The sequence below is a fragment of the uncultured Bacteroides sp. genome (genome assembly GCF_958445495.1).
Lineage (GTDB): Bacteria > Bacteroidota > Bacteroidia > Bacteroidales > Bacteroidaceae > Bacteroides.
Genome location: NZ_CAUCSQ010000014.1, coordinates 58,133 through 82,326, shown reverse-complemented (window position 1 = coordinate 82,326; position 24,194 = coordinate 58,133). Strand labels below are relative to the sequence as shown.

Genomic DNA, 24,194 nt, shown 5'->3' with positions numbered 1-24,194 from the left:
TCATCCATTTTCCCGTCTGTTCAGCAAAATCACGGGAGTGTCTCCTCGTGAATATCGTAAATCAAAAAAAGGATATTTCACCGCCGTCCGATTCCGCATATTCTCTCAACAAAGACCGAATCATTTCAGCAGCTTCTTCCAACCCCTCTCTTCCATTATACCCATTCACAATCGCCAGAATATGAGTAGTCCCGATATCCATTTTAGTCCGCTCATTATCACTGGTGGGAGTCCCGATGCCGCCTACCGCATCGCGATAGACCGGTAATCCTTCAATATTCAGAATTCCTCTTCCGATACCTTCAAAAGGCTCTCCAGCCTTACCGATACCAAGTTCAAGGTGATTTCCCTGTATCTTGTCGGCATCAAAACCGCCGATGGAATGACCGGTACGGAGGGAAACCAGATTGATAAGGTCTACCAAGGTGTCAATCTGATACAAAGGAATGCCACGCATCAGGCGACGGCGCAACGCTTCCGCCGACGGACGGTAACGTCCGGGGTCTTTCCCGCACCGTTTGTAAGCCTCACGAGTAGCGGCAATCACGGGTTGGCGTTTGATATCTTCCATTTGCGTCGTAGCAGTCAGTTGTTCTGTGAAAGCGTTGATTTCTCTCCACAGCCCTTCGCTAAAGGACGTATTTTTCACCGTCGCATATACGGCTGCCCCGGTAAATACAGGACAGGCAGCCTTTATTTCCTCAGATATCGAAATAGTGTACATAACTTAAATAATTATTATCCATACCGGATGTCATTCCGCTGCAAAAATAAATATTTTGTACCAATATGCATTACTTATTCTACGGTTTATTAACGATATGACCGGCTAAATCTTCCTTTTTCAGAGTCGTGATTAGCTTTCTTTGGCACAAGCCGGAAGAGAAATGCCGACAGCATGCATCCCATGCCAACGATATCTGTCCTATGAAGTAAAGGGCTTGAAATGAAGGACATACAGGTTTATACAGATTTTCACCTGTCGGAACTAAAGTTTCATGCCGGAGAAACTAAAGTTTCAGCAGAAAGAAACTGAAGTTTCAGCAGGAAGAAACTATAGTTTCAACAGTGAGAAACTACAGTTTCAACAATGAGGGAACTACAGTTTCATGCAATGGAAACTATAGTTTCCGGCGGTGAAACAAAACGTTTCATCTATTGAAACTGACTAAGCTTACGATTAAAGTGTACTGCACTGGATTGAGTTGACAACTTCGCTTGTTATACCTAAAATTGGTTTACTCAATATTTTTCTAAAACTAAATAAGTTTACTTGTCCCTTTGTTATTCCTGTATGAGTTGTCATTTTAGAGATGGTGCAAAAATTTGTATCTTCTGTTACTGTACTGGATTGAGTTGACAACCTCGCTTGTTATACCTAAGTGAGTTTACCCAATATTTTTTTAAACTAAATAAGTTTACTTGTCCGGCTTCTACTCCGTACGATACGGATTCCGAGTCATATCCTTTGGGAAGACGACAACATAATTCCGGACAAGATACGCCCGGAACGGATTCCCATGCGGCGCGCCGAAAAAAATTCATGATAATGAGCATACGTACATATACCCGACAATTCTATCTGGCTTTCCGGAATGCCGAATGCCGTCAATTGCATCCGGTTGGCTTCCCATAAATCAAGATGATGTTTTCCCGTCTCCCTGTTCCACCAGGCAATACGGGACATGTCAAATCCTTGTTTATCAAATGTCTCATACACTTCTTCACCCACTTCGAACGCACTCAACGAGATACCGGGACCGATACAGGCTATCGCGTCTTCTCCCTTTGTCTCGAAAGAGCGATTCATCATTTCCAAAGTCTCACGAAGGATATACGCTACCGTTCCGCGCCACCCGGCATGTACGGCTGCAACCGCCCGATGCTTTTTATCGTAAATCAAGACCGGTATGCAGTCTGCCGTAGAGACACAAATGCAGAATCCGACTTCGGAAGTAATCAAGGCGTCTATTCCGTGTAAGGACTGCTCTTTCTGTTCCGGAGACAAGTCACGGAAAGCGCCGTCAATCCGCAGAATCCGCGTTCCATGTACCTGGACGGGAATTACCAGCTCGGCAAAAGATTGCGGCGCCGACTCCAGAAGGCGTTCCCTATTCAGGCGCACATGCTCCGGATTGTCTCCGCAGTAATGCGAACAGTTGAAAGACTCATAAGCTCCCTCGCCATACCCTCCTTGCCGGGTCGTGACAAAATGAAAAATGTCGGGATGCGAACTCAGCAGTTCATACCCCAACATTCTTTTATCTTCCGTGAGTGAAATCATTGTTCCTCCCAGTCTTCTTCTTCGTATTCATAATCGATATCGTCATCGCTTTCGTCTTCATATTCATAAGCGATGTCTTCATCTTCACCCATATCTTTGAGTTCCTGCTGCAAACGCGCCACATCCTTCGGGCGATGAACGATATTTTCTATCTTATTGCTTTCTTTGTTCAGTTCTTCCCACAGGATATCTTTCAGGGCCGGAATGCCCAGCCCGGAAACCGATGAAATGAATATGTGCGGAATGCCTGCAGGCAGGGTCGGTTCTATCTCGTCCATCAGTTCCCGGTCAAGCATGTCGCTTTTCGTAACGGCCAATACACGTTGCTTGTCCAGCATCTCCGGATTGAAGGTGCGCAGCTCATTCAGCAGAATCTCATATTCCTTACGGATATCGTCACTATCCGCAGGAACCATGAACAGAAGCAATGAGTTACGTTCGATATGGCGCAGAAAACGCAATCCCAATCCTTTTCCCTGGCTCGCTCCTTCGATGATTCCCGGTATGTCTGCCATCACGAATGATTTTCCGTCACGATAGGATACGATGCCCAGGTTCGGTTCGAGCGTAGTAAAAGGATAGTCGGCTATTTTCGGTTTGGCAGCCGATATGGAAGAAAGCAGGGTTGATTTTCCCGCATTGGGAAATCCTACCAGCCCTACATCGGCCAGCAGTTTCAGTTCCATAATGACCGTCATTTCCTGCATCGGTTCGCCCGGCTGCGCAAAACGCGGCGCCTGCCGGGTTGCCGTCCTGAAATGCCAGTTGCCTAAACCGCCACGGCCGCCTTTCAGCAAGATTACTTCCTGCCCGTCTTCCGTCACGTCACAAATATATTCTCCCGTTTCCGCGTTATAGACTACTGTCCCGCAGGGAACTTCAATCACTTTGTCCGCACCGTCCTTGCCGAAACTGCGGTTCTTGCTTCCCGACTCACCGTGGCCCGCCATCGCATGACGGTCAAACTTCAAGTGAAGCAACGTCCAGTAGTTCCGATTGCCACGCAAGATAATATGGCCTCCTCTTCCGCCATCACCCCCGTCGGGACCCCCGTTAGGACAATATTTCTCGCGCCTCATGTGCGTAGAACCTCTCCCGCCCTTGCCTGAGCGGCAGTAGATTTTTACGTAATCAACAAAATTCGATTCAGCCATATAGTTTAAAGTAAGATAGGATTATAAATTATCTACTGCTTTACAGATGTCGGCAAAGATATTTTCCATAGTACCCAAGCCGTTAATGTGCTGGTATTTCTGTTCATTCTTGTACCAGTCAATCAGCGGGGCGGTCTGCGAGTGATACACATGCAGGCGTTTCTTGATGGTTTCTTCATTGTCATCGGCACGGCCGGAGTCTTTTCCGCGTTTGATGAGACGTACCATCAGCTCATCTTCGGGCACTTCGAGGTCGAGCATCACGGAAACGTCCTGGCCTCTTTCAGCCAACATTTTCTTCAATGCTTCCGCCTGTGCGATTGTTCTCGGAAAACCGTCAAAAATTACGCCTTTGCTATCCTTGAAGCTGTCAAACACGCTTGCAAGAATGTCAATCATCAATTCGTCGGGAATTAACTGTCCCTGGTCTATATAGCCTTTAGCGGTTTTACCCAGCTCTGTGCCATTCTTGATTTCCGCACGCAACACATCTCCTGTCGAGATGTGGTTAATTCCATACTTTTCTACGATACGCTCGCTTTGTGTTCCTTTTCCGGAACCCGGAGCACCGAAAATTACAATATTCAACATCTTTTTTACCTAAAAATTAATTTGTATTTGAATTTAATCCACTACTGTATAAATGTCGGGATAGTTACGCCCGAAACCGTCATAATCCAACCCGTAACCCACAATAAAGTCATTCGGAATCTTCATCGCCACATATTCGATATTCAAATCGACTTTCAGTTTTTCCGGTTTCACCAGCAAGGAGGCTATATGGATGGATTCGGGATTGCGTGTGCCTAATGTCTCAAGCAACCGCTGCATGGTCAGCCCCGTGTCTACAATATCTTCCACGATTACGACGGTGCGCCCGGCGATGTCTTCATTCAGTCCGATTACTTCTTTAATCACTCCGGTAGAGGTCACTCCCTGATAGGAGGCAAGCTTTACAAACGAAATTTCACAAGGGATTGTGATATGTTTCAAGAGGTCGGCAGTAAACATGAACGAACCGTTCAGGACGCTAAGAAAAAGCGGATTCTTACCCGCCAAATCACGGTTGATTTCACCCGCCACGCGAATCACTTCTTTCCGGATGTCCTGTTCCTTAATGGAAACAGTAAATTGCTTGTCTTTTATCTGAATGGTATCCATAACCGGTTATTTTAAAAAAGTTGTCGCAAAAGTACGATTTTTGTCTCATCCGGGCAATAGTTATCCAAAGTTTTATAACAGGGGGACGGCCGGCGACGGACAACGGTCTGCCCATCCCGGAGAGGGGAGTAACTTTCAGATGAAAAGAAGAAGCGGATGCCGGGGAAAATCATTTATTGCAAAAGCCGGAGGGCAGACGGCCGGCGGAGAACCGCGATACGGACCCGTACCGGATATCAGAAACAACCCATTTCCGCTTCGGACAAGATGTTGTCATTCTCCGCCAGGATAAATATGTCTCTGCGGCCCGTCAGATTTCGTCCGGCCAAGGAACCGGTTTTCCCGTGGCTTTGAATGAAGGACGCTGTGCTTTGTTCTTCCGCAGGTATGTGCCCAGTTCTTCGGATAATTTCCCGGTTATGTCGGGGTATTTCTCCGCAAGGTTGCATTTCTCCGAGATGTCTTCCGCAAGATTGAACAATTCTTTTTTCTGCGAACCATAGTAATATATCAGTTTCCAGTCGCCCTTACGAATCGTGCAACTGGCTCCGAATCCCGGTCCCGGCTCTCCCCAGCCATTCGGGAAATTCCAATAAAGCGCCCGGCCTTCCGACGAATCGCCGGTACCTTTCAGCAAAGGGACAAAGCTTATCCCGTCTATACGCTGCACGGTTTCATAATGTTTGATTCGGGCAATCTCCAGAATCGTAGGGAAAAAGTCTTCTATGATAAGATAGTTGTCGCATTCCGAACCGGGAGCAGTCACTTGCGGCCAATACACAATCATCGGTTCGCGGATACCTCCTTCACGCGCCGAACCTTTTCCGCTGCTAAGCGGCGCGTTTTGCACATACAGCGGCGTGCGCCAATATTTTTCCGATGCCAGCCCGCCATTATCCGACATGAAAAGGATAACGGTATTTTCCGCCAAGCTGTTCTTTTCCAGATAATCCATCAAATCGCCCAGGCTTTTGTCCATTCCTTCGACCAACGCCGCATAAGCAGCATCATTGTCCGGCAATCCTTTTGCTTTATACTTTTCATAGAATCTCATGTCTTTTTCCAGAGGTACGTGCACGGCATAATGCGCCATGTACAAAAAGAAAGGTTTATCTTCCCGCTTCACTTTGTCAAGGGCTTTTATGGCTTCCAGGGTCAACGCCTCGGTCAGAAAGATGTCTTTTCCGTAATATTCTTCCAATCCGGGAACTGCAAACCGGTTTGGCAGGCGCCCTTCACACGCATTTCCGAAATTCGTGATTCCTTTGTACGTGCCGGGTGCGCCGGCCGCACCGCCGTTTATGTTTACGTCAAATCCCAAGTTCAGCGGATTCTCTCCGGGCGTGGTGCGTGCGGCAAAATGCGCTTTACCGCAATGTATCGTATAATATCCGTTATCTTTTAACACTTGTGCCAAGGATGTTGCGTATGTACAACGTTCAATTTTATCCTGTTGGCAGAATCCGTTTACATTCCATTGCGGATAAACCAGACTGTCGTTAGGGGCGTCGTTAGAACTGCCGCGTTCCAATGTCCAGTTGGTAACCCTGTGGCATGCGCTGTTCATGCCGGTAAACAAACTGACACGGCTGGGGGAGCTGATGCTGTTGGCATAAGCCTGCGTAAACTTCATGCCTTTCCGCGCAAGCCGTTCCATATTGGGAGTTTCATAAATTTCATTGTATGCCGTCTTTTGCTCCCAGAACGGCACGGAGGTGTCCTGCCATCCCATATCGTCTACCAGAAACAGCAGGATGTTGGGACGCTTGTCGGCATACGCATTAGCCATATTACCTATGAAACACAGGTATAACAGCGAAGTTATTTTTTTCATATACAATCTTTGGCATAACAAAAAGAACTGCATCTTTGTCTGTCAGATGCAGTTCTTTTTCCGATATTTTTAATTCACGCTAACAGGTCCTTCATTGGCTGCGGTGGGCCATCCGGGATTCTGATATATAACAGAGGTACTCAGGTCGTTGGGATTTGAGGCGGTAATCCTGAAATGCGTAATAGCGATAGGGTCCAGATAATGTGCCTCGCACCATGAATATCCTGCATCGTACATCAGGTTGTTTGTTTTCACTGCACGGTAAGGGCACAGATATTTACTGCTAGCAGGGCTGGACACATTGGATGTTTTTCCTTCCGTTCCTTCCGGCACCAGAAGATTTTCCCCGTCTTTCATATATGCATACTGCAAATTGGATTCCCACAGGTTCACTCCCTCAATCACGAAATTCTTAACTTGGTCCAACGCTCTCCAACGTTTCAGGTCTCTCATGCGCATGCCTTCCGCCAATAGCTCGCAACGCCGTTCACGACGGATATTGTACAACAGAGGAGTGACTTGTTCCCCTGCCGAATATACGGCCCAGTCGAGTTCCCTAGAGAGGTCTGTACTGTTCACCGTCACCGTATAGTCTCTCGGAAGTCCCGCTCTTTCACGGAGGTCTCCCCAGTAACCGGCAGCTTCGGTACTGATGGAAGTTCCGTTATGTTCCATACAGTCTGCTTCGATATAATTGAGGTAGGCTTCTGCCACACGATATATCGGACAGCCTTCAATCGCCGTATTGCCGTCACGATACCAATTTCCGGAAAGTCCTTTGCGTACCTGATAGCCTGTCGTACATCTTTTCTCTTTTATTTCCAGGATTTGCGGAGCGTCCGGAAGCAAATCGGGAGTGCCGTCCATGATATTCGGGCTCAGGGTCTCACCCGGTGTCATCAAGAATAGCTGCAAACGCAAATCTCTGTTCTTGCGTACATCCAACAGCGATTTGTCGCCTTTATACTGGTCGGACGCATATATCGGCTTGCCGTCCCGGCAAAGAAAGCTTTCCACATACTGGCGGGTAAAACCGGTATCTCCGCCCACACGGATATAGAAAGGAGCCGAATGTACAATTCCGTACTCAAGCAGGTTATAGGAACGCCATAGCAGTATTTCCGAATATTCTTCTAAACTATTTGCTGAGAACTGAGCAAAATAGGGGTTGCTCATCTTATATATATCTTCGTCTGTTTTAACTGTTTCATCATTGCAATCTTTCGCGGTGTTCTCTACCAGAGCCGCGTTGCCTATCACTTCTTTTGCCGCCGATTTCGCTTCTTTCAGGAAAAACGCGATTTCCGTATCAATATCAAAGCCTTCAATATCTTCCGCTTTTCCCGGCCATCCGGGGCCACCCGGCACCAGAGCGGTCCCTCTATGATAAGTCAGCCAGGAGGCTTCAAACAAAGCGGCTCTTGATTTTAACAGCAAGGCTGCATTTTTTGTAATACGGTTTTTCCCGCCCGAAATGTCATTGGTTAACATTTCGATGGCCCGGTCGAGGTCTTCCAGAATAAAACGTGCCACTTTATACCGGGGTTCGCGTTTACTGGCTTCCGTCAGAGGCTCGCTTTCGTCCGGCAGTGTGTTTTTGATTATCGGAAAGTCACCGAGGGTCTCCAGTTTTGTCAAGTAGTTTTTAGCGCGCAGGAAATACATTTCACCGATGTAGTGCCTGATGTTTACTTCCGAACCTTCTATTTCTCCTTTCTCAAAACGGGGCACTACGATTTCGAGGAAATAATTGGCATCGCGGATGGCTGCAAAGTTCCAAGGGTCGTTGGACTCAGGGTTACTGTAAGATTCAGGAACTTTCCATTGGCCGGGAATCCATTTGTTGTCATAGTCCGTAGCGGCCTGGTTATCGGTTCCGTTGTCATTTTTCCAGATTCCGGCGTTAAAGCCTTCATGGGTAGTGAAATTGTAATGCTTTACAGCATAAGCGGCCAAATCATTTTCCGTATAGAAGAAGTTGTCCGGGGTCACGCTATCCAGAGGTTCTCTATCCAGAAAGTCATTGCAAGAAACAAGCGTCAAGCTCCCTCCCGCCAATAAAAACAAGTATTGAATTATCTTTTTCATATATCGTCAATTAAAAGTTAACACTAAAGCCTGTAGAGAAGGTACGGGACAACGGATAAGTCTTTCCCGACGTAGTGCCGTCTTGTGCTCCATACCCGGTATTGATTGTTTCCGGGTCAAATCCTTCAGGCAGTCCTGTTAGAGTGAACAGGTTTTCTCCGGAGAAGAAAATCCGCAGGTTCGAAATACCTATTTTCCGGGTTATCTTACTAGGTAAGGTATATCCGATTTGCAGATTCTTCAACCGTATATAGGCGGCGTTCTGCAAATAACGGGTCTGTACCTTTTGATTCTTTTCATAGTTGTCAACCAATGTGCGAGGGAAATAGGCATCTTTGTTTTCACTCCAGAAATCGTCACTTTCTTCCCGGAAGAAATCCAGATGGGAGGTGAAGCATGCCGATTGCCAGATACCGCCGGTGGCTCCCCAGAACATGTTATCGCTTAACCAGGCGTCGCGTTTCGCCACTCCCTGGAAGAACAGGCGTACATCGAACCCTTTCCATGCGGCAGTCAAATCGAGTCCGAACCGGAGGCGCGGAGAAGAGTTGCCGATAACTCTTTTGTCACCCGGGTCGTCGAGAGTGGAGCCGTCGGAAATCTTACCGTCATTGTCCAGGTCGCGGTACATGATGTCGCCCGCACCCCAGTTGCTGCCCAGTTCCGACTGTCCGCCGTTGGGTAATCCGGCCAGATGGGCATCCATCTCTTCCTGGCTCTTGGCTATGCCGATTGTTTCGAATCCCCAGATATCGCCTATGTATTTCCCGACATACCAAGTGTCTATTTTTCCTGTCTTATTGGGGTATTTCAAAATCTTCTGGCGGTCGTCGGAAAGCAACAAGTGTATCCCGTAGTCAAAATCTTTTATGCGGTCTCTCCATCCCAAATCCAGTTCGAAACCGAGAGATTGCATATCCGCATTGTTCATCTTAGGCACATCCGCCCCCAGTGTCGCGGGGAGTTCGGGAGCCGGCCCGACCATATTAATCGTCTTTCTGTTGAACCAGTCAAAACTGATGGTCAGGCGGTTGTTCAGCATTCCCAGGTCAAAACCGATATTCCATGACCGCATAGTCTCCCAGCCTAACAATGCTGAAATCAAGTCCGGCGCATCTGCCGTGTTGGGGCGGGTGCCGTTTATCAGCCAATTGGAATTGGGGTCTTGGGCGACAAACTTCATCAACTGGATATAGGGATACAGATTTTCCGTATTCTGGTTTCCCAGTTCTCCCCATGAACCGCGAATCTTCAAAGTGTTGACGATATTGTTGTAGGGTTCCATAAATGCCTCACGCGCCACATTCCATCCGGCGGAGAAAGAAGGGAACAGGTTCCAACGCTTATCTCTCGCAAAACGGGAAGTTCCGTCATAACGAAGGTTCACTTCCAACAGATAACGTTCTTTATAGTCGTAATTCAACCGCCCGAAGAAACCGGCTGTAGCCCAATGGGTCAGTTTCGACTTATCGATTGTCGCTTCTCCCGTAGCCGCATTGATATTGGGAATGGATTCTGATATCAAATCTAATTTTGTCGCCTGCAACTGTCTCCATTTATTTACTTCCGCCTGAAATCCGACCATCGCTTTCAGGTGGTGTACATCGGCAAAGGTCTTGCTGTATTCACTGTAGACGTTCGTATTGAAATAGTTGGTGCGTTCTGCACCTTCAGTAACTTTCGACGTATTCCAAGTGTCGCCGGCATACGGTTCGCCGGCCACGTTCATCTGCGGCACTTCCAGATAATCCGTATGGGTGAAGGCGTCTATTACCTTATAATTGATTTCTCCGAAAATCTTCCAGTCTTTGATTGGCTCTACAACCACTTGGAATTGCTGATACAGCCAATCGGTCTGCGACTTATTGTCACCTCCGTAAAGAATAGGACGGATAATCGTGTTACCCATCGGATAACCGTTCGGGTCTACCGTAGGTTCCATCGGCCAACGTTTGGCAATATTCTGATAAAGGACATTGTCAGTCATTGCGGTAGGCTTGGTATAGTCCTTTCTCATGAATTTCATGCTATAATTCATGCTTAACCACGGATAAAGCTGCGCATTAATCTTGCTTGTCACCGCATAGCGCTGCAATTTGTCACGGCGAATCGCCATCATTCCTTCTTGCCCCATATAGTTCCCGGAGAAATAATACTGGATTTTTTCCGTACCGCCACTGACGCTGAGAGAATGTTCTTGTGAGAATGCCGTACCGCCGAATACCACATCATACCAATCTGTATTCGTATTGCCAATCCAGTCCCAGATAGTAGGGGTTTCTCTGTTCGGCTGGGTAGTGGTGGTTATCACTCCTGCGGCATAATCCTTGATAGCCTGAAGGCGGGTTTCGTCAAACTGCACAGCCGTTTTACCATCATTCAACTGCATCTTATTAAAATACCTGGCGTAGGTATAGGCATCTGCGACTTCCGGAAGATTGATGGCCTGCGACCAGCGGAAACTATTATTGTAATTAACGTTCATTTTCCCCGCTTTTCCTTTTTTGGTCGTTATCAATACCACACCGAACGGTGCACGGGAACCGTAGATAGAAGAGGCTGCCGCATCTTTGAGTACCGAGATGCTTTCGATATCATTCGGATTCAGCATATTCATGTTTCCCTCCATGCCGTCTATCAAAATGAGCGGAGAGGCGTTGGAGCCATCGCCAATCGTACCGTTACCGCGAATGTTTACATTCATTTCAGCGCCGATTTCACCGCCATTGCCGTCTGAGCCATAGGAGAAGTTCATTCCCGGAACCAATCCTTGCAATGCCTGGCTTATGTTAGAAACCGGACGGGACAACAAATCGTCGGCAGTGACCGTGGATACCGAACCGGTCAGGTTTACTTTTTTCTGTGTTCCGAAACCGACAACTACGATTTCATCCAATGTCTTGGAATCTTCCTTGAGAATAATCGACAGGAGCTTGCCGGATTGTACTTTTACGGTTTGCGTCACATAGCCGACATAAGATACCGTGACCGTGGTACTGGAAGGCATTATATTCAAGGTGAACTGTCCGTCAATGTCCGTAATCGTTCCATTCTGGGTGCCGTCTTCCATAACCGTAGCCCCGATTACAGGCTCGCCTAAGATATCCACGACCTTTCCTTTCACTTGTACTGTCTGTTTGACCGCCAGCGCTTCCGCCGTCCGGGTAGACAATATTATTTTCTTGTTGCGCACGACATATTTGACATCCGTATTTTTAAATACTTCATTCAATATCGTAAATATGTCGCTCTGATCGACAGATACCGATACCCGCCGATTGACATCAACATGGCTGTCATTGTAGAAAAAACTGAAATCCGACTGTTCTTCAATCTGGGCGAGGACTTCTTTCACAGTCACATTTTGCGCATTTACATTCATTATAGTACGTTGGGCATAGCTGTCGTTGGCACATAAAACGCCCACAAAACAAAAGCAGAAAACGAAAAGTAACTTCATAAACAACGGGACTTTTTCCCAAACAATAAAGACGGGATTATCCGCCCACAATTGTTGGTCATAACTGTTTTTCTTCATATCTTTGCAAGAATTTAAGTTAAGAAATAATTTACTCTGTTTACATTCTAAACAGTTTAAAGACTTTCGCATACAGACATGATGCGCCAACATCTGTCTGTATGTTTTTTGGTTTCAGGGGGGATGGTAACGTTTCATAGTATTAAAATTAATCAGTTAAACATAAAAAGGCTCAATATATTTCTATTTGTTTCTTTCTTTGATTTTCGTTTTCAGCCTTGACGCTCCGCCAACGGACGCCCGATGATATTTTAAAGTTTTCCAGGATTTCCTCTACATACTGGTCGGTAAACGTTCCGGTAAAGGTGTACTTTTCGTATTCGGATGTTTTTACTACAAATTTTACATTATAACGTTTTTCCAACATGTGTAAGGCATCTGCTAAAGGAGTCTGGTTAAAGACGACTTTCATGTCTTTCCAAGATAATTCCGACTCTCCACTGGTGTGTTTCAGCAGGACATGTCCGTCTTTTTTGTTATAAACGATTTTCTGCCCCGGATTCATTACCACCTTGCGTTTACTGTCCGCCTTCTGATATACGAATTCTACCTTGCCTTCTACCAGCGTCGTAATCACTTCATCCATGTCGTCGAACGCCTCCAAATTAAAACGGGTTCCCAAAACTTCCACTTTGGAGTTTTGAGAGGTTGAAATTATGAATTTGCGGGCAGGATTTTTCGTCACGTCAAAATATGCTTCACCACTCAGGCTTACTTCACGGGTATCTCCGGTAAAGACGGAAGGATACCGCAAAGAGGAGGATGAATTTAAATAGACCAGCGTGCTGTCCGGCAACCTAAAGGAAGTCACCATGCCCGGCAGGGTCCGGACTTCGAGCATCTGGGCACCAGCGGCGGAATCCGGAGCCGGCCGACTTAACAACAGGAATATCGTAATGGCCATCGGGATAAACATTATCGCAGCAAAACGCTGTACAGACTTCCACCAGAAGATACGGCGTCCGGTTCTTTTTGCCCGGGCTTTCACCAGTGACAATTCCTTTTCCATATCTATCTTATCGGTAACCAGCTTCGTGTCTGCCGCCAGGAGAAGTGTATATATCTCTTTGGCTTTCTTATAATTCCCGTCGGACATTCTTATCCAAGCTTCTATTTCCCGGACTTCTTCCTCCGTCGCATTGCCGTCATAGTATTTGATAAGCAGATTTTCCTGATTTATTTTATCCATTATACTCCGTTTTAGTAAAGAGACAACCGGGAGAAAAAAAATACCAATCACAAAATGGAGTTTAACTTTAATACACAATCTGGTTAAATATTGTTTATTTTGAAAAATAATTGCGATTATATTATATAATTGTAGACATGAAAAGTATAAATAAAGATACACATTTGTTAACCGCACTTCAAAAAGGAGACGTTACGGCCTTTGAATGTATTTTCAAAGAATACTATCCAATCCTTTGCGCATACGGAAGCAGGTTTGTTGAATATGAAGAAGCGAAGGAAATAGCAGGAGACGTTCTTTTATGGCTTTGGGAACACCGTCAAACATTTCAGACAGAGAGTCCGTTAGGAAAATATTTACTTAAATCCGTATATCACCGGTCACTGAACAGCATCAAACAAAAGAACAGGAAAAACCTGGCCGATACCATGTTTTATGAAGAGATGGAAAGTATCATACAAGACATAGACCCCTATCATCTCACGGAAATCTCCAAGAGAATAAAAGAGGCGATAAGGGCATTGCCTGAGTCTTACCGCGAGACTTTCATCCTTCACCGTTTTACCAGAATGAGCCATAAGGAAATTGCGGATAAATTCAAGATTTCAGCTAAAACTGTCGCTTACCGCATACAGCAAGCAACTAAACTGCTCCGAAAAGACCTTTCCGATCTTTTATTCGTCCTTTCTGTTTTATTCGATTATTCATGGTAAAATCCAATCTTCACCGGAAAAACAAAGGAGGAGACGGATGTCTTTTTGCGACATTCATCTCCTCTCCTATTTTTTATTTCCCAACCTGATTAACCGCCTGATTAAAAATCGTTGCCTCTATGCTTCGGCCGGGAACAGGGGGCACGGATATTCCTGCGGATTATCCCGTAGACTCACGTGGAATTTGCATTCGTCACTAAGTGTCATAAGTTTTGCATCTTATTCCACTCCATGCATCATCTTCTGTAATTTCTTCGAAAGGAGGAACAGAATCAAGGAGGCGACACCCGACATGATGACGAATACCATAAAGAAATCATACATGGTGGCAATCTGGTAACCGAAAATGGATTTCACTTTTCCCGCTTCCGGATAAAGCCCGCTTAACATACCGGCAAACTTATTAGCCGTAGCGGTAGAAAGATACCAGATTCCCATCATCAGGGAAGCAAAACGTAGCGGGCTCAATTTGTTTACCATCGACAAGCCGATAGGCGATAAGGCTATCTCACCCATTGTATGGATGAAATAGAGCCCTGTCAGCCAAATCATACTGACTTTGACTCCCGGAACCGCATCTTTTACCCCGAAACAAATAAAAAGGTAACCTAAAGAAAGCAGCAACAGGCCGATAGCCTGTTTCGTCGGAGAAGCCGGCTCCATCTTCCGCTTATTCAGGAAACTCCATATTCCCGGCATAATATAAGCCAGTACAACAACAAAAAGCGGATTGAAAGATTGGAACCAGGAAGCCGGCATTTCCCAACCGAAAACAGTACGGTCGGTTTGTTCGGCTGCAAAAAGCGTTAAAGAAGCACCTGCCTGCTCGTAAGCCGCCCAAAAGAAAATCACGAAAAAGGCGACGATATAAATCACAAAAATCCGGCTCCGCTCTATCTTTGTCAAAGAACCGTCTAACAGGATAAGAACAGGGAAGACTATGCAAGCGGTAAAAATACCGATGCTCACCCAATCCCCTTCAAATGCGTAACTGAAAAAGGATAATAAGGCAACGGTAAGGATGGTGATGATGACGGCATTGCGCATTTTGGTACGTTTATCCATTTTCGGATGCGAAATATGCTCGATTTTATCTTCTTTTCTTTCGCGTCTGGCATCAGGAATTATACCGATTGGCTCGCCGGAAGGGGAGAAAAGATATTTATTCTTCTGGGTCTCGAAAAGGACGAGGGTAAACAATGTCATGACTCCGGCTGCCAGAAATCCCCATTTAAAATCAGCCGGATTGCCTGTATCGCCTAAATATCCGCAAATCAAAGGGGCTGCAAAAGAACCGACATTCACTCCCATATAGAAAATGGTGTATGCCGCATCCAGACGCCTGTCACCCGGTTCGTAAAGCTGTCCTACCAAAGAGGAGACTGTAGGCTTGAAGCAACCGTTGCCCAGAATCAAAAGTCCGAGCCCTCCATACATCAACCCGTGTGCCAGCCCTGTATTATCAAGCGTAGAAGCACTCATAAACATAAGGAACTGCCCGATTGCCATCATCATTGCTCCCCAGAATACGGAACGGCGAATTCCCCAGTATTTGTCGGCGATATATCCGCCAATCAAGGGAGTTAAATAAACCAATCCTGTGTAACTGCCATAGATAGATGCTGCCGCTTCTTTATCAAACAACAACGCCTGCGTCAGAAAAAGAATAAAAATAGCACGCATTCCATAATAACTGAAACGTTCTGCCGTGCTGGTTGCGAAAATCAAATAAAGGCCTTTCGGATGCCCCTTCAATGTACTCATGATTAATGTGTTTAGTGGTTTATACCTTGCAAAGGTAGGAAAAATAAACATAAACAAGCCAACGTCTCATCCAAACATTCATTGAATATTGATTTAATCGCTTTTCTTTTCACAACAAATGGAAAAAGTCGGAAGAATCATGTACATTTGTAGTTTGAAAACTAAAAAAACATTACAATGAAAATATTTCCGAGCAGCAGTATCAAGAAATTGGATGCTTACACCATTGAGCACGAACCGGTTGCGTCAATAGATTTGATGGAACGTGCCGCGACAGCCCTGACCAAGGCTATTACAGACAGATGGAATCCGGAAATGCCTGTCACTGTATTTGCAGGACCGGGCAATAACGGAGGAGACGCTCTTGCCGTATCCCGCATGATGGCTGAGAAAGGATATAAAATAGAAGTTTATCTTTTTAACCCCAAAGGAAATCTCTCACCCGACTGCCAGACCAATAAGGAACTGGTGGAAATGATGGAAGAAGTGGTTTTCCATGAAATCAGCACGCAGTTTGTTCCTCCGGTCCTGACTTCAAATCATCTGGTCATCGACGGGTTATTCGGTTCGGGCCTGAACAAACCGTTGAGCGGAGGGTTCGCAGCCGTAGTGAAGTATATCAATTCTTCTCCTGCAACAGTAGTGGCTATCGATATTCCTTCCGGGCTGATGGGAGAAGAAAATACATTCAACGTAAAAAGCAATATCATCCGGGCCGATGTCACGCTAAGCCTTCAACTTCCCAAACTGGCTTTCCTCTTTGCGGAAAACACGGAGTATGTAGGAGAATGGGATATATTGGACATCCAACTGAGCGAAGAGGGCATCGAGAAGACTGAAACGAATTACGAGATGCTGGAAACGGAAGAAATCAGGGCACTGATTAAGCCCCGCCGGCAATTCGCCCACAAAGGGAACTTCGGCCACGCACTGTTGATTGCCGGTTCGAAAGGAATGGCAGGAGCATCCATATTGGCTGCCCGTGCCTGTCTCCGTTCGGGAGTAGGATTGCTGACCGTACACGCCCCGGCATGTAACAACGATATTCTGCAAACTTCCGTCCCTGAAGCTATGGTGGAAACGGACGCTAACGAAACTTGTTTTGCCGTACCTACCGACACCGACGATTACCAAGCTGTCGGCATAGGTCCGGGACTGGGAAGGAACGAAGAGACGGAAGCCGCTTTACTCGAACAACTCGAACATTGCCAGACTCCCATAGTAGCGGATGCCGATGCACTCAATATCCTCGCGAACCATCGCCATGCACTGACTCATCTGCCGAAAGGCTCTATTCTTACTCCGCATCCGAAAGAGCTGGAACGGCTAACCGGCAAATGCCAGGATTCTTACGAAAGGCTGACTAAAGCTTGCGAACTGGCCCGTGCAGCCAATGTACACATCATTTTGAAAGGGGCTTATTCCACCGTCATCACTCCTGAAGGTAAGTGTTATTTTAACCCGACAGGAAATCCCGGAATGGCTACCGGAGGCAGCGGAGATGTATTGACCGGGGTTATTCTGGCTCTGCTGGCGCAAGGTTATCCCTCGGAGGATGCTGCTAAAATCGGTACTTATATTCATGGGCTGGCAGGTGACTTTGCACAGAAGAAACAAGGTATGGTGGGACTAATAGCGAGTGACATTATCGCCTGTCTGCCTATGGCATGGCGACTTGTAAGCGAATAAAAGTTAAGAACTTATAGTTTTTTCAATAACTTCATTAACTTTGAACTTTGATTTATGGGTTTTAAACAGTTGCGACGGTACGGAAACAGCCGATTCGGATTCAAAATTCATCAATCATAATTCAAGAAATCATAATTCCTAAAATATGAAAAAGTTAATTTTAGCAACGGGACTATTAATGGCAACCTCTGTTTATGCACAGACAGAAGTACTGACAGGCGTCACTCAAGGAAAAGATTACGGAGTAGTATATAGCCTCCCTAAAACACAGATAGAACTCGAAATAAAAGTCAATAAAATCAGTTATACTCCAGGGGAGTTCAGTAAATATGCAGACCGTTACCTAAGACTGACTAACGTATCCGCCGACCCCGAAGAATATTGGGAATTGAACAGCATCAAGGTTAAATCGGTAGGAGTTCCTAACAGTGAAGCTACTTATTTTGTAAAATTGAAAGACAAGACAGTGGCCCCCCTTATGGAATTAACGGAAAACGGCATTGTAAAGTCAATCAACGTTCCTTACAGCAAGAACAATCCTGCCAAGAAGACAACGCCGCCCGTTGCTCCGGCCATTCAGAAGAAAGCAAATCCCCGCGATTTTCTCACCGAAGAAATATTGATGGCTAGCTCTACAGCCAAAATGGCTGAACTGGTAGCTAAAGAAATCTACAATATCCGTGAAAGTAAAAATGCCCTGTTACGCGGGCAGGCGGACAATATGCCTTCGGACGGCGCACAACTCAAAATCATGTTGGACAACCTGAACGTGCAAGAAGACGCCATGACAAAAATGTTTTCTGGAATACGGAACAAGGAAGAAAAAACATTTACTATTCGCCTCACTCCGGACAAGGAGTTCAATAACGAGGTTGCTTTCCGTTTTTCCAAGAAGCTGGGCATAGTGGCTGATAATGACTTGGCTGGGTCTCCTTTTTACATCAGTCTGAAAGACTTGAAAACGGTGAAAATACCGCAAGACGATGAAAAGAAGAAAAAAGAATTGGAAGGAGTCGCCTATAATGTACCCGGACAAGCATTGATAACTCTGACCGATGGCAAGAAAAAACTTTATGAAGGGGAAATCCCCGTCACGCAATTCGGTATCATAGAATATCTGGCTCCGGTATTGTTCAACAAGAACTCAACAATCAAAGTCTATTTTGACCCGAATACCGGCGGACTGCTGAAAGTGGACAGGGAAGAAAACAAGTAGAAAAACATTAAAAATAATACGATATGGGCGGTGAAGGCCACATGCTGGACATGATACGCCGGCTTCGGGAAGGAAGGGAGGAATCCCGACTAAGACGTGAGCGTACCAATGAGAAACGAAGGCATCTGAACCGTGCCAATAGGTCTTGTTCTCTTCCGGACACTACTCCGGAAGAAATGGACTACATTATCCGTGATTCCAATAAGAAAAAGGAACGGGACAACAGTTATTTTGTATGGGGGACGCTCGTCATTATGGGAATTCTAATTGCAAGCGCCGTTATATTATGGGCCATTTTTATCCGATAAATAGGGAAGGTATTCGTTAAATGCTTTACTCTTTCCAAGGATATTCAGAATATACGGAATTTTCAAAGGGATATTCATAAATAAAAATGAAGGGTGATTGATTGCCTGTGAAAAGAGTAAACTCTCCTTTCACCAAGTTGCAAGATACGGAATGTATCGAATATTCCTTTTCTACCCCGATAAGGTGTAAATACGGCTTTCGCAGTGAATTTACTCTTCATTTTTCACCAATATTATTTTCACCCGCCGGGAATATCTCTGGAATCAATCATAATCTGCCGACTATCCACTTTATAAAACCGTCTTTTTGCAATTGGCAAAGATAAGCAGACACACGTGACTCATAGCCTGCCTCGTTCTGAAAATGCCCGGCAAGTTCTTCTATAATCTCACGAACGGTCCGTTTTCCATCTATCAATTCCCATACAGCCGTCCCGTGCTCTTCCAAATGTACATGAAGCTCTTTCGACATTCCTTTCGGAACCAGGAAGCGTTGCATCCATGTATATTTAAAACGAGGAAAGGAGAGCACAATCGTCTCTCCTTCTTTTTCAACCGTAATATATTCACTACGACAAGGAATTACCTCCAACAGGTTGACTTTCTCCTTTACCGCCATCTTTTATTTCTGATTTTAGTTTCACACATCCGGATTAACCTATTTCTTAATATTGGCATCTTCCAGGCCATATCCTTTTTTCTTATTTTCGATTTTCAGCATGAATGCAAAGAATAAAGCCGCCACGCCAAATGCCGTAAATATCCACATCGGCAAAGTATAATCATACGTCTGCATACCGTCTACTACAGGGCCTTTGCAATATTCATTCAATACATAACCAATCAAAGCAGGAACTCCCATCAATCCCCAGTTCTGTACCCAGAAAATTAAAGCATAAGCCGTACCCAACTGCTTTTCCGGAATAATTTTAGGAACGGAAGGCCACATCGCCGAAGGTACCAGGGAAAAACCGATTCCTAAAATAATCATCACGATGGTGGCAAACCACCATACATTCAAAAAGGGCAATGCGAACATGGCATGTACAAAAATCAACAAGACAGAACCCAGAATCATCAATGTCGCCCCTTTGCCGATACGGTCATATACATTTCCGAAAAGCGGGGTCAGGAACAATGTCCCAAGCGGCAATAAACTGGGAATGATTCCCGCCAATTCCGGGTCTACATGATATTTTTGAACCATCAAATCAGTGGCATATTTCAAGAAAGGAAATACTGCCGAATAAAACAATACACACAGTAACGCTATCAGCCAGAATCCCTTATTACTCATTATCACCCAGATATCTTTCATGCGGAACGGTTCTTCCGGCTCTTCGTTTTCCTCTATCTCCTTATCAATCTTACGATCATAAAAGGTATAAATAAAGAAAGCGATGGTACCGATACACAACATAATAAGACAAAGCAACAACGGCGCAGGAATATTTGCATGGAAAACTCCCTCACTATCCGTATCTCCGAAGAATGAAGCGATAGGAACAGTCACTGCCAATGCCAACATCGTCCCCAAACGGGCGGTTGCCATCTCCATCCCCATAGCCAAGGCCATCTCTTTGCCTTTAAACCATTTTACAATGATTTTTGAAACAGTGATACCGGCAATCTCCACCCCGACACCGAAAATGGCATATCCCAAAGCGGCCAGTCCCACCTGCATCCTCATCCCAAAGAGCATTTCTCCTTCCGGGAAAGTCGTGGAAATGGCATAATATTTCAATCCACATCCTACTACCATGAAAAGACAAGCTCCCATTCCCGTAAAACGCACTCCCATTTTATCAAGGACGATTCCACCTATAATCAACATACAGGCAAATACATTAAACCAACCGTATGCACTGGTAAATATGCCATAATCAAGACTATCCCATAATAACTCTTTTTCAAGCATAGGTTTCAACGGAGACATGACGTCGGTGAGAAAATAGCCGCACAACATCGTAAAGGCGACCAATGCAAGAACGCTCCAGCGAAGCAGTGCCGAATCATTCAATTTCTGTTTCAATTGTTCTGTCATTGTTATATTAAAAAAATTAATTAATAATCTGTTGTGACCAACAAACTTACACATAAATATTGACTTATGCGCCAATTAAGCAAAGAAATCTGCCTTTCTTCAAAAGAAAGGTTATCAAATCCCGTTTGCCTCCGCCATAAAGAATCCGTATTCATGTCCGGACAACAAAAAAGAGATGCGGAAATTCATCCACATCTCTTTCTCAACGGTTTTATCCGATATTTCTTATCAAACCAACCGTACCGGATTATTTTTCCGCCGCAGCAGGGGCAGGCGTTTCAGCAGACGCCGGTGTCTCTGTAGAAGCCGGGGCTTCCGTAGCAGGTTCGGACTCTGCAGGCGTAGCAGCATCTGTTTGCGGTGCAGCAGTACCGGCAGGCAAATTATACGGGTTAGTTTGTTGTTCTTTCTGGGCTTGTTCCAATACCGCATCTTTTACTGCAGTAGAATGAGGAACGACATAAGCGGTGGCGATGCTCATCACAACCATGAAGATAGCTAAACCCCACGTTGCTTTTTCAAGGAAATCAGTAGTCTTGCGTACGCCCATAATAGCGTTGGATGAAGAGAAACCGGAAGCAAGTCCGCCTCCTTTTGAGTTCTGAATCAGCACGATGAAGCACATCAACAGGGCTGCAATAACCATTAAGATAACGAATAATAAGTACATTTTTAGTTATTTTGAATTAGCGTTAATAATCAATTTCTCCAAAAATCTGATTTGGTCTGCAAAGTAAGCATTTTTTTTTGGATATTTCAAACTTAATTTTTTAATTATTTCAAGAGCTTTCGAATATCGCTGCTGTTTAACATAGATTTTAGCTAAAGTCTCGGTAAAACAACTGTCATCTTCCTCCTCGCCGGTTTCATTTGAAGGAGCAACCGCCACTTCTGTCTCTTCCCTCGGAGATTTCAGAGACAAAAGCGCATCTCCTTCGCTCTTCTCGATAAAACCGTCAATCAGCTCATGTCCTTTCAATTTGGGCGCTTCCTCTTCCGCTTGTCCCACCGCGGCAGTATCTTCCAACAAATAAGCCGTATAATCCATTGAATAATCAAATCCCGTCTGACCGGTCACCTCTTCGGGAACCGTAGACAGGAAGGCGTCAATCAACGCCAATGTACGGTCTACCGAAGGCTCATCTTTCAACACTTCGGCAAGGGTTGTCCCTTTTTTCCGTGACCGGATGGCAAACCGTTCTCCTTCAATCAATTGAAACAATTTCCGCCGGTCGGCAATATACAATACCGCTTTACGGAGCTCTGCGCCAAAATTGATATCATGGAGGATATACAAGTTTTTCAGATACAACAAACGAAGCGATTGAAAATAAGGATACCTCGCAAGCATGTTACGCAATTCATACAAAGTATCCCTATTCAGCGTCTCTGGATGCTGAATCCATTGTTGAAAGTTCATAGGAGTCATCTGAATTACCAGTTTGCGACAGTCGCATTAAATATTTGGTCGGTTATCTCTTTAGTCATTTCCGCAATCAAATTATCCTGCACAGCCGTCAGCAATTGACTGGAATCATAAGTACGGAAAGCGGAAAACTGTTGTTCAAAGTCTTCGGCGTGGTTTGTGTTATTCACGAAACGCACATTCACCGTGATAGTCAACTTCGTTTCCGAAGAATAACCGTCGGCAGACACCGCCTGGTTATACTGATTATATCCCGTAATCTCCCCGTCAATCTGCAAATCCGCATTTTGACTGGGTTTCAGCAATTGCAGACGTGTCTGACGGATGAAGATGTCTTTCAAGTCTTCATTGAACTTTGTCGCCAACGGAGCGTACACATATTCCGACTTGATAGGAAAATCGGCGATTGAAATGGTTTTTACCTTATCGTAATTGATAGACGAACCGTTAAACTTATAGGAAACAGTGCATGCGATAGCCGCTATCGACAAAACCATAAGCGGCAAAACACGTGATGTTATCTTTCTAATCCAATTCATATTCTTTTATTTTTCTATAAAGCGTACGCTCGGAAATTTTCAAATCCTGCGCAGCGCTCTTTCGCTTTCCATGATGTCTTTCAAGCGCCTTACGTATCATTTCTTTCTCTACCTCATCCAATGACAAGGTTTCCTCTACATATTCCTCCGTATCCTGGATATCTTCATCATCGTCTTTCGTACAGACAGCCGACGGCTGCACCGGACGGATAATAGCAGGCATGGAAGGCTGTTGCTGTGCAGTCACGACCGGAGTAGTAACGACTTGCTCCACTTGTCCCACCCGTCCCGTACGTTCGGCCATCATATTATGCACCATCTTCTTTAATTCCGCTACTTCCTGGCGCATATCGAACAGAACGGAGTAGAGTATCTCACGCTCGCTTTCAAACCCTTTACTTTCACGTATTCCCGTCAGTGCGGGAAGCCGCTGCGTATTCTGGACAGGGAGGTAAGTCTGCAAAATAGCGGCTGTAATTTCCCGGTTGGTCTCAATGATGGAAATCTGTTCGGTGATATTCTTCAACTGACGTACATTACCCGGCCACGGATAAGCCAAAAGTTCTTTCTTGGCATCTTCCGTCAATTGAATAGCCGGCATCCGATACTTTTCGGCAAAGTCCGCAGCAAACTTACGGAACAGCAAAAGCACATCATCCCCGCGCTCACGCAAAGGGGGTATCTGAATAGGAACCGTATTTAAACGATAATACAAATCTTCCCGAAAACGCCCTTCTGCGATAGCCTGGGTAAGATTGACGTTCGTAGCCGCAACAATACGCACATCCGTCTTCTGCACTTTGGACGAACCGACTTTGATAAATTCGCCGCTCTCCAGCACACGAAGCAAACGCGCTTGCGTCGACATGGGCAACTCTCCTACTTCGTCAAGGAATATCGTACCGCCGTCTGCTTCACCGAAATACCCTTTCCGTTCCCCAATCGCACCGGTAAACGCTCCTTTCTCATGACCGAACAATTCCGAATCAATCGTCCCCTCCGGAATAGCCCCGCAGTTGACAGCAATATATTGCCCGTGTTTCCTCCGGCTGTATTGGTGAATGATTTGAGGAAAACTTTCTTTTCCGACACCGCTTTCCCCGGTAATCAGCACGGACAAATCGGTAGGAGCTACCTGAATGGCAACATCTATGGCACGCGACAACGCTTCCGTATTTCCAATGATACCGAAACGCTGTTTGACCTGTTGTATCTCCGCTCTTGTCATCTTCTTGAGTTGTGAGTTT

General features: G+C 45.4%; 20 protein-coding genes. 4 read left to right on the top strand and 16 right to left on the bottom strand.

Translation table 11 applies throughout. The features are described 5' to 3' along the window. Positions 1-61 precede the first annotated feature (61 nt). The 9 genes from Q5076_RS06955 to Q5076_RS06915 all read right to left on the bottom strand — a co-directional run bounded on the left by Q5076_RS06955 (position 62) and on the right by Q5076_RS06915 (position 13,248). Positions 62-724 carry a B3/4 domain-containing protein gene (locus tag Q5076_RS06955; RefSeq protein WP_303011964.1) on the bottom strand — a complete coding sequence of 221 codons (663 nt, stop codon included), beginning with the start codon at positions 722-724 and terminating at the stop codon, positions 62-64. A 735-nt stretch (positions 725-1,459) separates the two neighbouring features. Then, positions 1,460-2,284 carry a peptidoglycan editing factor PgeF gene (pgeF, locus tag Q5076_RS06950; protein ID WP_303011962.1) on the bottom strand — a complete coding sequence of 275 codons (825 nt, stop codon included), beginning with the start codon at positions 2,282-2,284 and terminating at the stop codon, positions 1,460-1,462. Continuing rightward, positions 2,281-3,438 carry a GTPase ObgE gene (obgE, locus tag Q5076_RS06945; RefSeq protein ID WP_303011960.1) on the bottom strand — a complete coding sequence of 386 codons (1,158 nt, stop codon included), beginning with the start codon at positions 3,436-3,438 and terminating at the stop codon, positions 2,281-2,283. The genes pgeF and obgE overlap by 4 nt, the downstream gene beginning before the upstream one ends. Positions 3,439-3,459: 21 nt before the next feature. Further along, a complete protein-coding gene (locus Q5076_RS06940) occupies positions 3,460-4,029 on the bottom strand; it encodes an adenylate kinase (RefSeq protein WP_303011959.1) in 570 nt (189 codons plus the stop codon). 33 nt (positions 4,030-4,062) lie between these two features. Further along, positions 4,063-4,599, bottom strand: coding sequence for a hypoxanthine phosphoribosyltransferase (gene hpt / locus Q5076_RS06935; protein ID WP_303011958.1), 537 nt, complete (start codon positions 4,597-4,599; stop codon positions 4,063-4,065). A 310-nt stretch (positions 4,600-4,909) separates the two neighbouring features. After that, positions 4,910-6,388, bottom strand: coding sequence for a sulfatase (locus tag Q5076_RS06930; RefSeq protein WP_303011993.1), 1,479 nt, complete (start codon positions 6,386-6,388; stop codon positions 4,910-4,912). Between the two features lie 114 nt (positions 6,389-6,502). After that, positions 6,503-8,521 carry a RagB/SusD family nutrient uptake outer membrane protein gene (locus Q5076_RS06925; RefSeq protein WP_303011957.1) on the bottom strand — a complete coding sequence of 673 codons (2,019 nt, stop codon included), beginning with the start codon at positions 8,519-8,521 and terminating at the stop codon, positions 6,503-6,505. 10 nt (positions 8,522-8,531) lie between these two features. After that, positions 8,532-12,059 carry a TonB-dependent receptor gene (locus Q5076_RS06920; protein WP_303011956.1) on the bottom strand — a complete coding sequence of 1,176 codons (3,528 nt, stop codon included), beginning with the start codon at positions 12,057-12,059 and terminating at the stop codon, positions 8,532-8,534. 172 nt (positions 12,060-12,231) lie between these two features. After that, on the bottom strand, positions 12,232-13,248 hold the full coding sequence (locus Q5076_RS06915) for a FecR family protein (RefSeq protein ID WP_303011954.1): 1,017 nt from the start codon (positions 13,246-13,248) through the stop codon (positions 12,232-12,234). Positions 13,249-13,385: 137 nt separating this feature from the next. Here Q5076_RS06915 and Q5076_RS06910 point away from each other — a divergent pair, with 137 nt between their 5' ends. Then, positions 13,386-13,961 (top strand): RNA polymerase sigma-70 factor, encoded by a 576-nt coding sequence (locus Q5076_RS06910; RefSeq protein WP_303011952.1) that lies wholly within the window; start codon positions 13,386-13,388, stop codon positions 13,959-13,961. A 219-nt stretch (positions 13,962-14,180) separates the two neighbouring features. Here Q5076_RS06910 and Q5076_RS06905 read toward each other — a convergent pair whose 3' ends face one another. Beyond that, entirely contained in the window at positions 14,181-15,725 is a 1,545-nt protein-coding gene (locus Q5076_RS06905) for a peptide MFS transporter (RefSeq protein WP_303011950.1), read from the bottom strand. A gap of 177 nt (positions 15,726-15,902) precedes the next feature. Between Q5076_RS06905 and Q5076_RS06900 the strand changes: the two genes are divergently transcribed. The 3 genes from Q5076_RS06900 (at position 15,903) to Q5076_RS06890 (ending at position 18,938) form a co-directional block, all read left to right on the top strand. Beyond that, the gene (locus Q5076_RS06900) at positions 15,903-17,414 is read left to right on the top strand and encodes an NAD(P)H-hydrate dehydratase (protein ID WP_303011948.1); all 1,512 of its coding nucleotides are present in this window, start codon (positions 15,903-15,905) and stop codon (positions 17,412-17,414) included. 145 nt (positions 17,415-17,559) lie between these two features. After that, the gene (locus Q5076_RS06895) at positions 17,560-18,630 is read left to right on the top strand and encodes a DUF4831 family protein (protein ID WP_303011947.1); all 1,071 of its coding nucleotides are present in this window, start codon (positions 17,560-17,562) and stop codon (positions 18,628-18,630) included. Positions 18,631-18,653: 23 nt separating this feature from the next. After that, positions 18,654-18,938, top strand: coding sequence for a hypothetical protein (locus Q5076_RS06890; protein ID WP_303011945.1), 285 nt, complete (start codon positions 18,654-18,656; stop codon positions 18,936-18,938). Positions 18,939-19,206: 268 nt separating this feature from the next. Here the strand turns inward: Q5076_RS06890 and Q5076_RS06885 are convergent, their stop codons facing one another. The 6 genes from Q5076_RS06885 to Q5076_RS06860 all read right to left on the bottom strand — a co-directional run bounded on the left by Q5076_RS06885 (position 19,207) and on the right by Q5076_RS06860 (position 24,175). Further along, complete coding sequence (locus tag Q5076_RS06885; protein ID WP_303011944.1) at positions 19,207-19,557, bottom strand: PqqD family protein; 351 nt, start codon at positions 19,555-19,557, stop codon at positions 19,207-19,209. A 39-nt stretch (positions 19,558-19,596) separates the two neighbouring features. Beyond that, positions 19,597-20,982, bottom strand: a complete 1,386-nt coding sequence (locus tag Q5076_RS06880) for an MFS transporter (RefSeq protein WP_303011943.1) — start codon at positions 20,980-20,982, stop codon at positions 19,597-19,599. A 247-nt stretch (positions 20,983-21,229) separates the two neighbouring features. Next, positions 21,230-21,652, bottom strand: coding sequence for a preprotein translocase subunit SecG (gene secG, locus Q5076_RS06875; protein ID WP_303011941.1), 423 nt, complete (start codon positions 21,650-21,652; stop codon positions 21,230-21,232). Between the two features lie 6 nt (positions 21,653-21,658). Further along, on the bottom strand, positions 21,659-22,411 hold the full coding sequence (locus tag Q5076_RS06870; RefSeq protein WP_303011940.1) for a tetratricopeptide repeat protein: 753 nt from the start codon (positions 22,409-22,411) through the stop codon (positions 21,659-21,661). Between the two features lie 5 nt (positions 22,412-22,416). After that, the gene (gene lptE, locus Q5076_RS06865) at positions 22,417-22,947 is read right to left on the bottom strand and encodes an LptE family protein (RefSeq protein WP_303011939.1); all 531 of its coding nucleotides are present in this window, start codon (positions 22,945-22,947) and stop codon (positions 22,417-22,419) included. Beyond that, entirely contained in the window at positions 22,934-24,175 is a 1,242-nt protein-coding gene (locus Q5076_RS06860; RefSeq protein WP_303011938.1) for a sigma-54-dependent Fis family transcriptional regulator, read from the bottom strand. Before Q5076_RS06860 ends, lptE begins: the two co-directional genes overlap by 14 nt. Positions 24,176-24,194: the final 19 nt, after the last annotated feature.

Excerpts from the sequence above, each read along its gene's own strand:
- Q5076_RS06955 (WP_303011964.1), bottom strand. The coding sequence starts at position 724 with ATGTACACTATTTCGATATCTGAGGAAATAAAGGCTGCCTGTCCTGTA.
- pgeF (WP_303011962.1), bottom strand. The coding sequence starts at position 2,284 with ATGATTTCACTCACGGAAGATAAAAGAATGTTGGGGTATGAACTGCTG.
- obgE (WP_303011960.1), bottom strand. The coding sequence starts at position 3,438 with ATGGCTGAATCGAATTTTGTTGATTACGTAAAAATCTACTGCCGCTCA.
- Q5076_RS06940 (WP_303011959.1), bottom strand. The coding sequence starts at position 4,029 with ATGTTGAATATTGTAATTTTCGGTGCTCCGGGTTCCGGAAAAGGAACA.
- hpt (WP_303011958.1), bottom strand. The coding sequence starts at position 4,599 with ATGGATACCATTCAGATAAAAGACAAGCAATTTACTGTTTCCATTAAG.
- Q5076_RS06930 (WP_303011993.1), bottom strand. The coding sequence starts at position 6,388 with ATGGCTAATGCGTATGCCGACAAGCGTCCCAACATCCTGCTGTTTCTG.
- Q5076_RS06925 (WP_303011957.1), bottom strand. The coding sequence starts at position 8,521 with ATGAAAAAGATAATTCAATACTTGTTTTTATTGGCGGGAGGGAGCTTG.
- Q5076_RS06920 (WP_303011956.1), bottom strand. The coding sequence starts at position 12,059 with ATGAAGAAAAACAGTTATGACCAACAATTGTGGGCGGATAATCCCGTC.
- Q5076_RS06915 (WP_303011954.1), bottom strand. The coding sequence starts at position 13,248 with ATGGATAAAATAAATCAGGAAAATCTGCTTATCAAATACTATGACGGC.
- Q5076_RS06910 (WP_303011952.1), top strand. The coding sequence starts at position 13,386 with ATGAAAAGTATAAATAAAGATACACATTTGTTAACCGCACTTCAAAAA.
- Q5076_RS06905 (WP_303011950.1), bottom strand. The coding sequence starts at position 15,725 with ATGAGTACATTGAAGGGGCATCCGAAAGGCCTTTATTTGATTTTCGCA.
- Q5076_RS06900 (WP_303011948.1), top strand. The coding sequence starts at position 15,903 with ATGAAAATATTTCCGAGCAGCAGTATCAAGAAATTGGATGCTTACACC.
- Q5076_RS06895 (WP_303011947.1), top strand. The coding sequence starts at position 17,560 with ATGAAAAAGTTAATTTTAGCAACGGGACTATTAATGGCAACCTCTGTT.
- Q5076_RS06890 (WP_303011945.1), top strand. The coding sequence starts at position 18,654 with ATGGGCGGTGAAGGCCACATGCTGGACATGATACGCCGGCTTCGGGAA.
- Q5076_RS06885 (WP_303011944.1), bottom strand. The coding sequence starts at position 19,557 with ATGGCGGTAAAGGAGAAAGTCAACCTGTTGGAGGTAATTCCTTGTCGT.
- Q5076_RS06880 (WP_303011943.1), bottom strand. The coding sequence starts at position 20,982 with ATGACAGAACAATTGAAACAGAAATTGAATGATTCGGCACTGCTTCGC.
- secG (WP_303011941.1), bottom strand. The coding sequence starts at position 21,652 with ATGTACTTATTATTCGTTATCTTAATGGTTATTGCAGCCCTGTTGATG.
- Q5076_RS06870 (WP_303011940.1), bottom strand. The coding sequence starts at position 22,411 with ATGACTCCTATGAACTTTCAACAATGGATTCAGCATCCAGAGACGCTG.
- lptE (WP_303011939.1), bottom strand. The coding sequence starts at position 22,947 with ATGAATTGGATTAGAAAGATAACATCACGTGTTTTGCCGCTTATGGTT.
- Q5076_RS06860 (WP_303011938.1), bottom strand. The coding sequence starts at position 24,175 with ATGACAAGAGCGGAGATACAACAGGTCAAACAGCGTTTCGGTATCATT.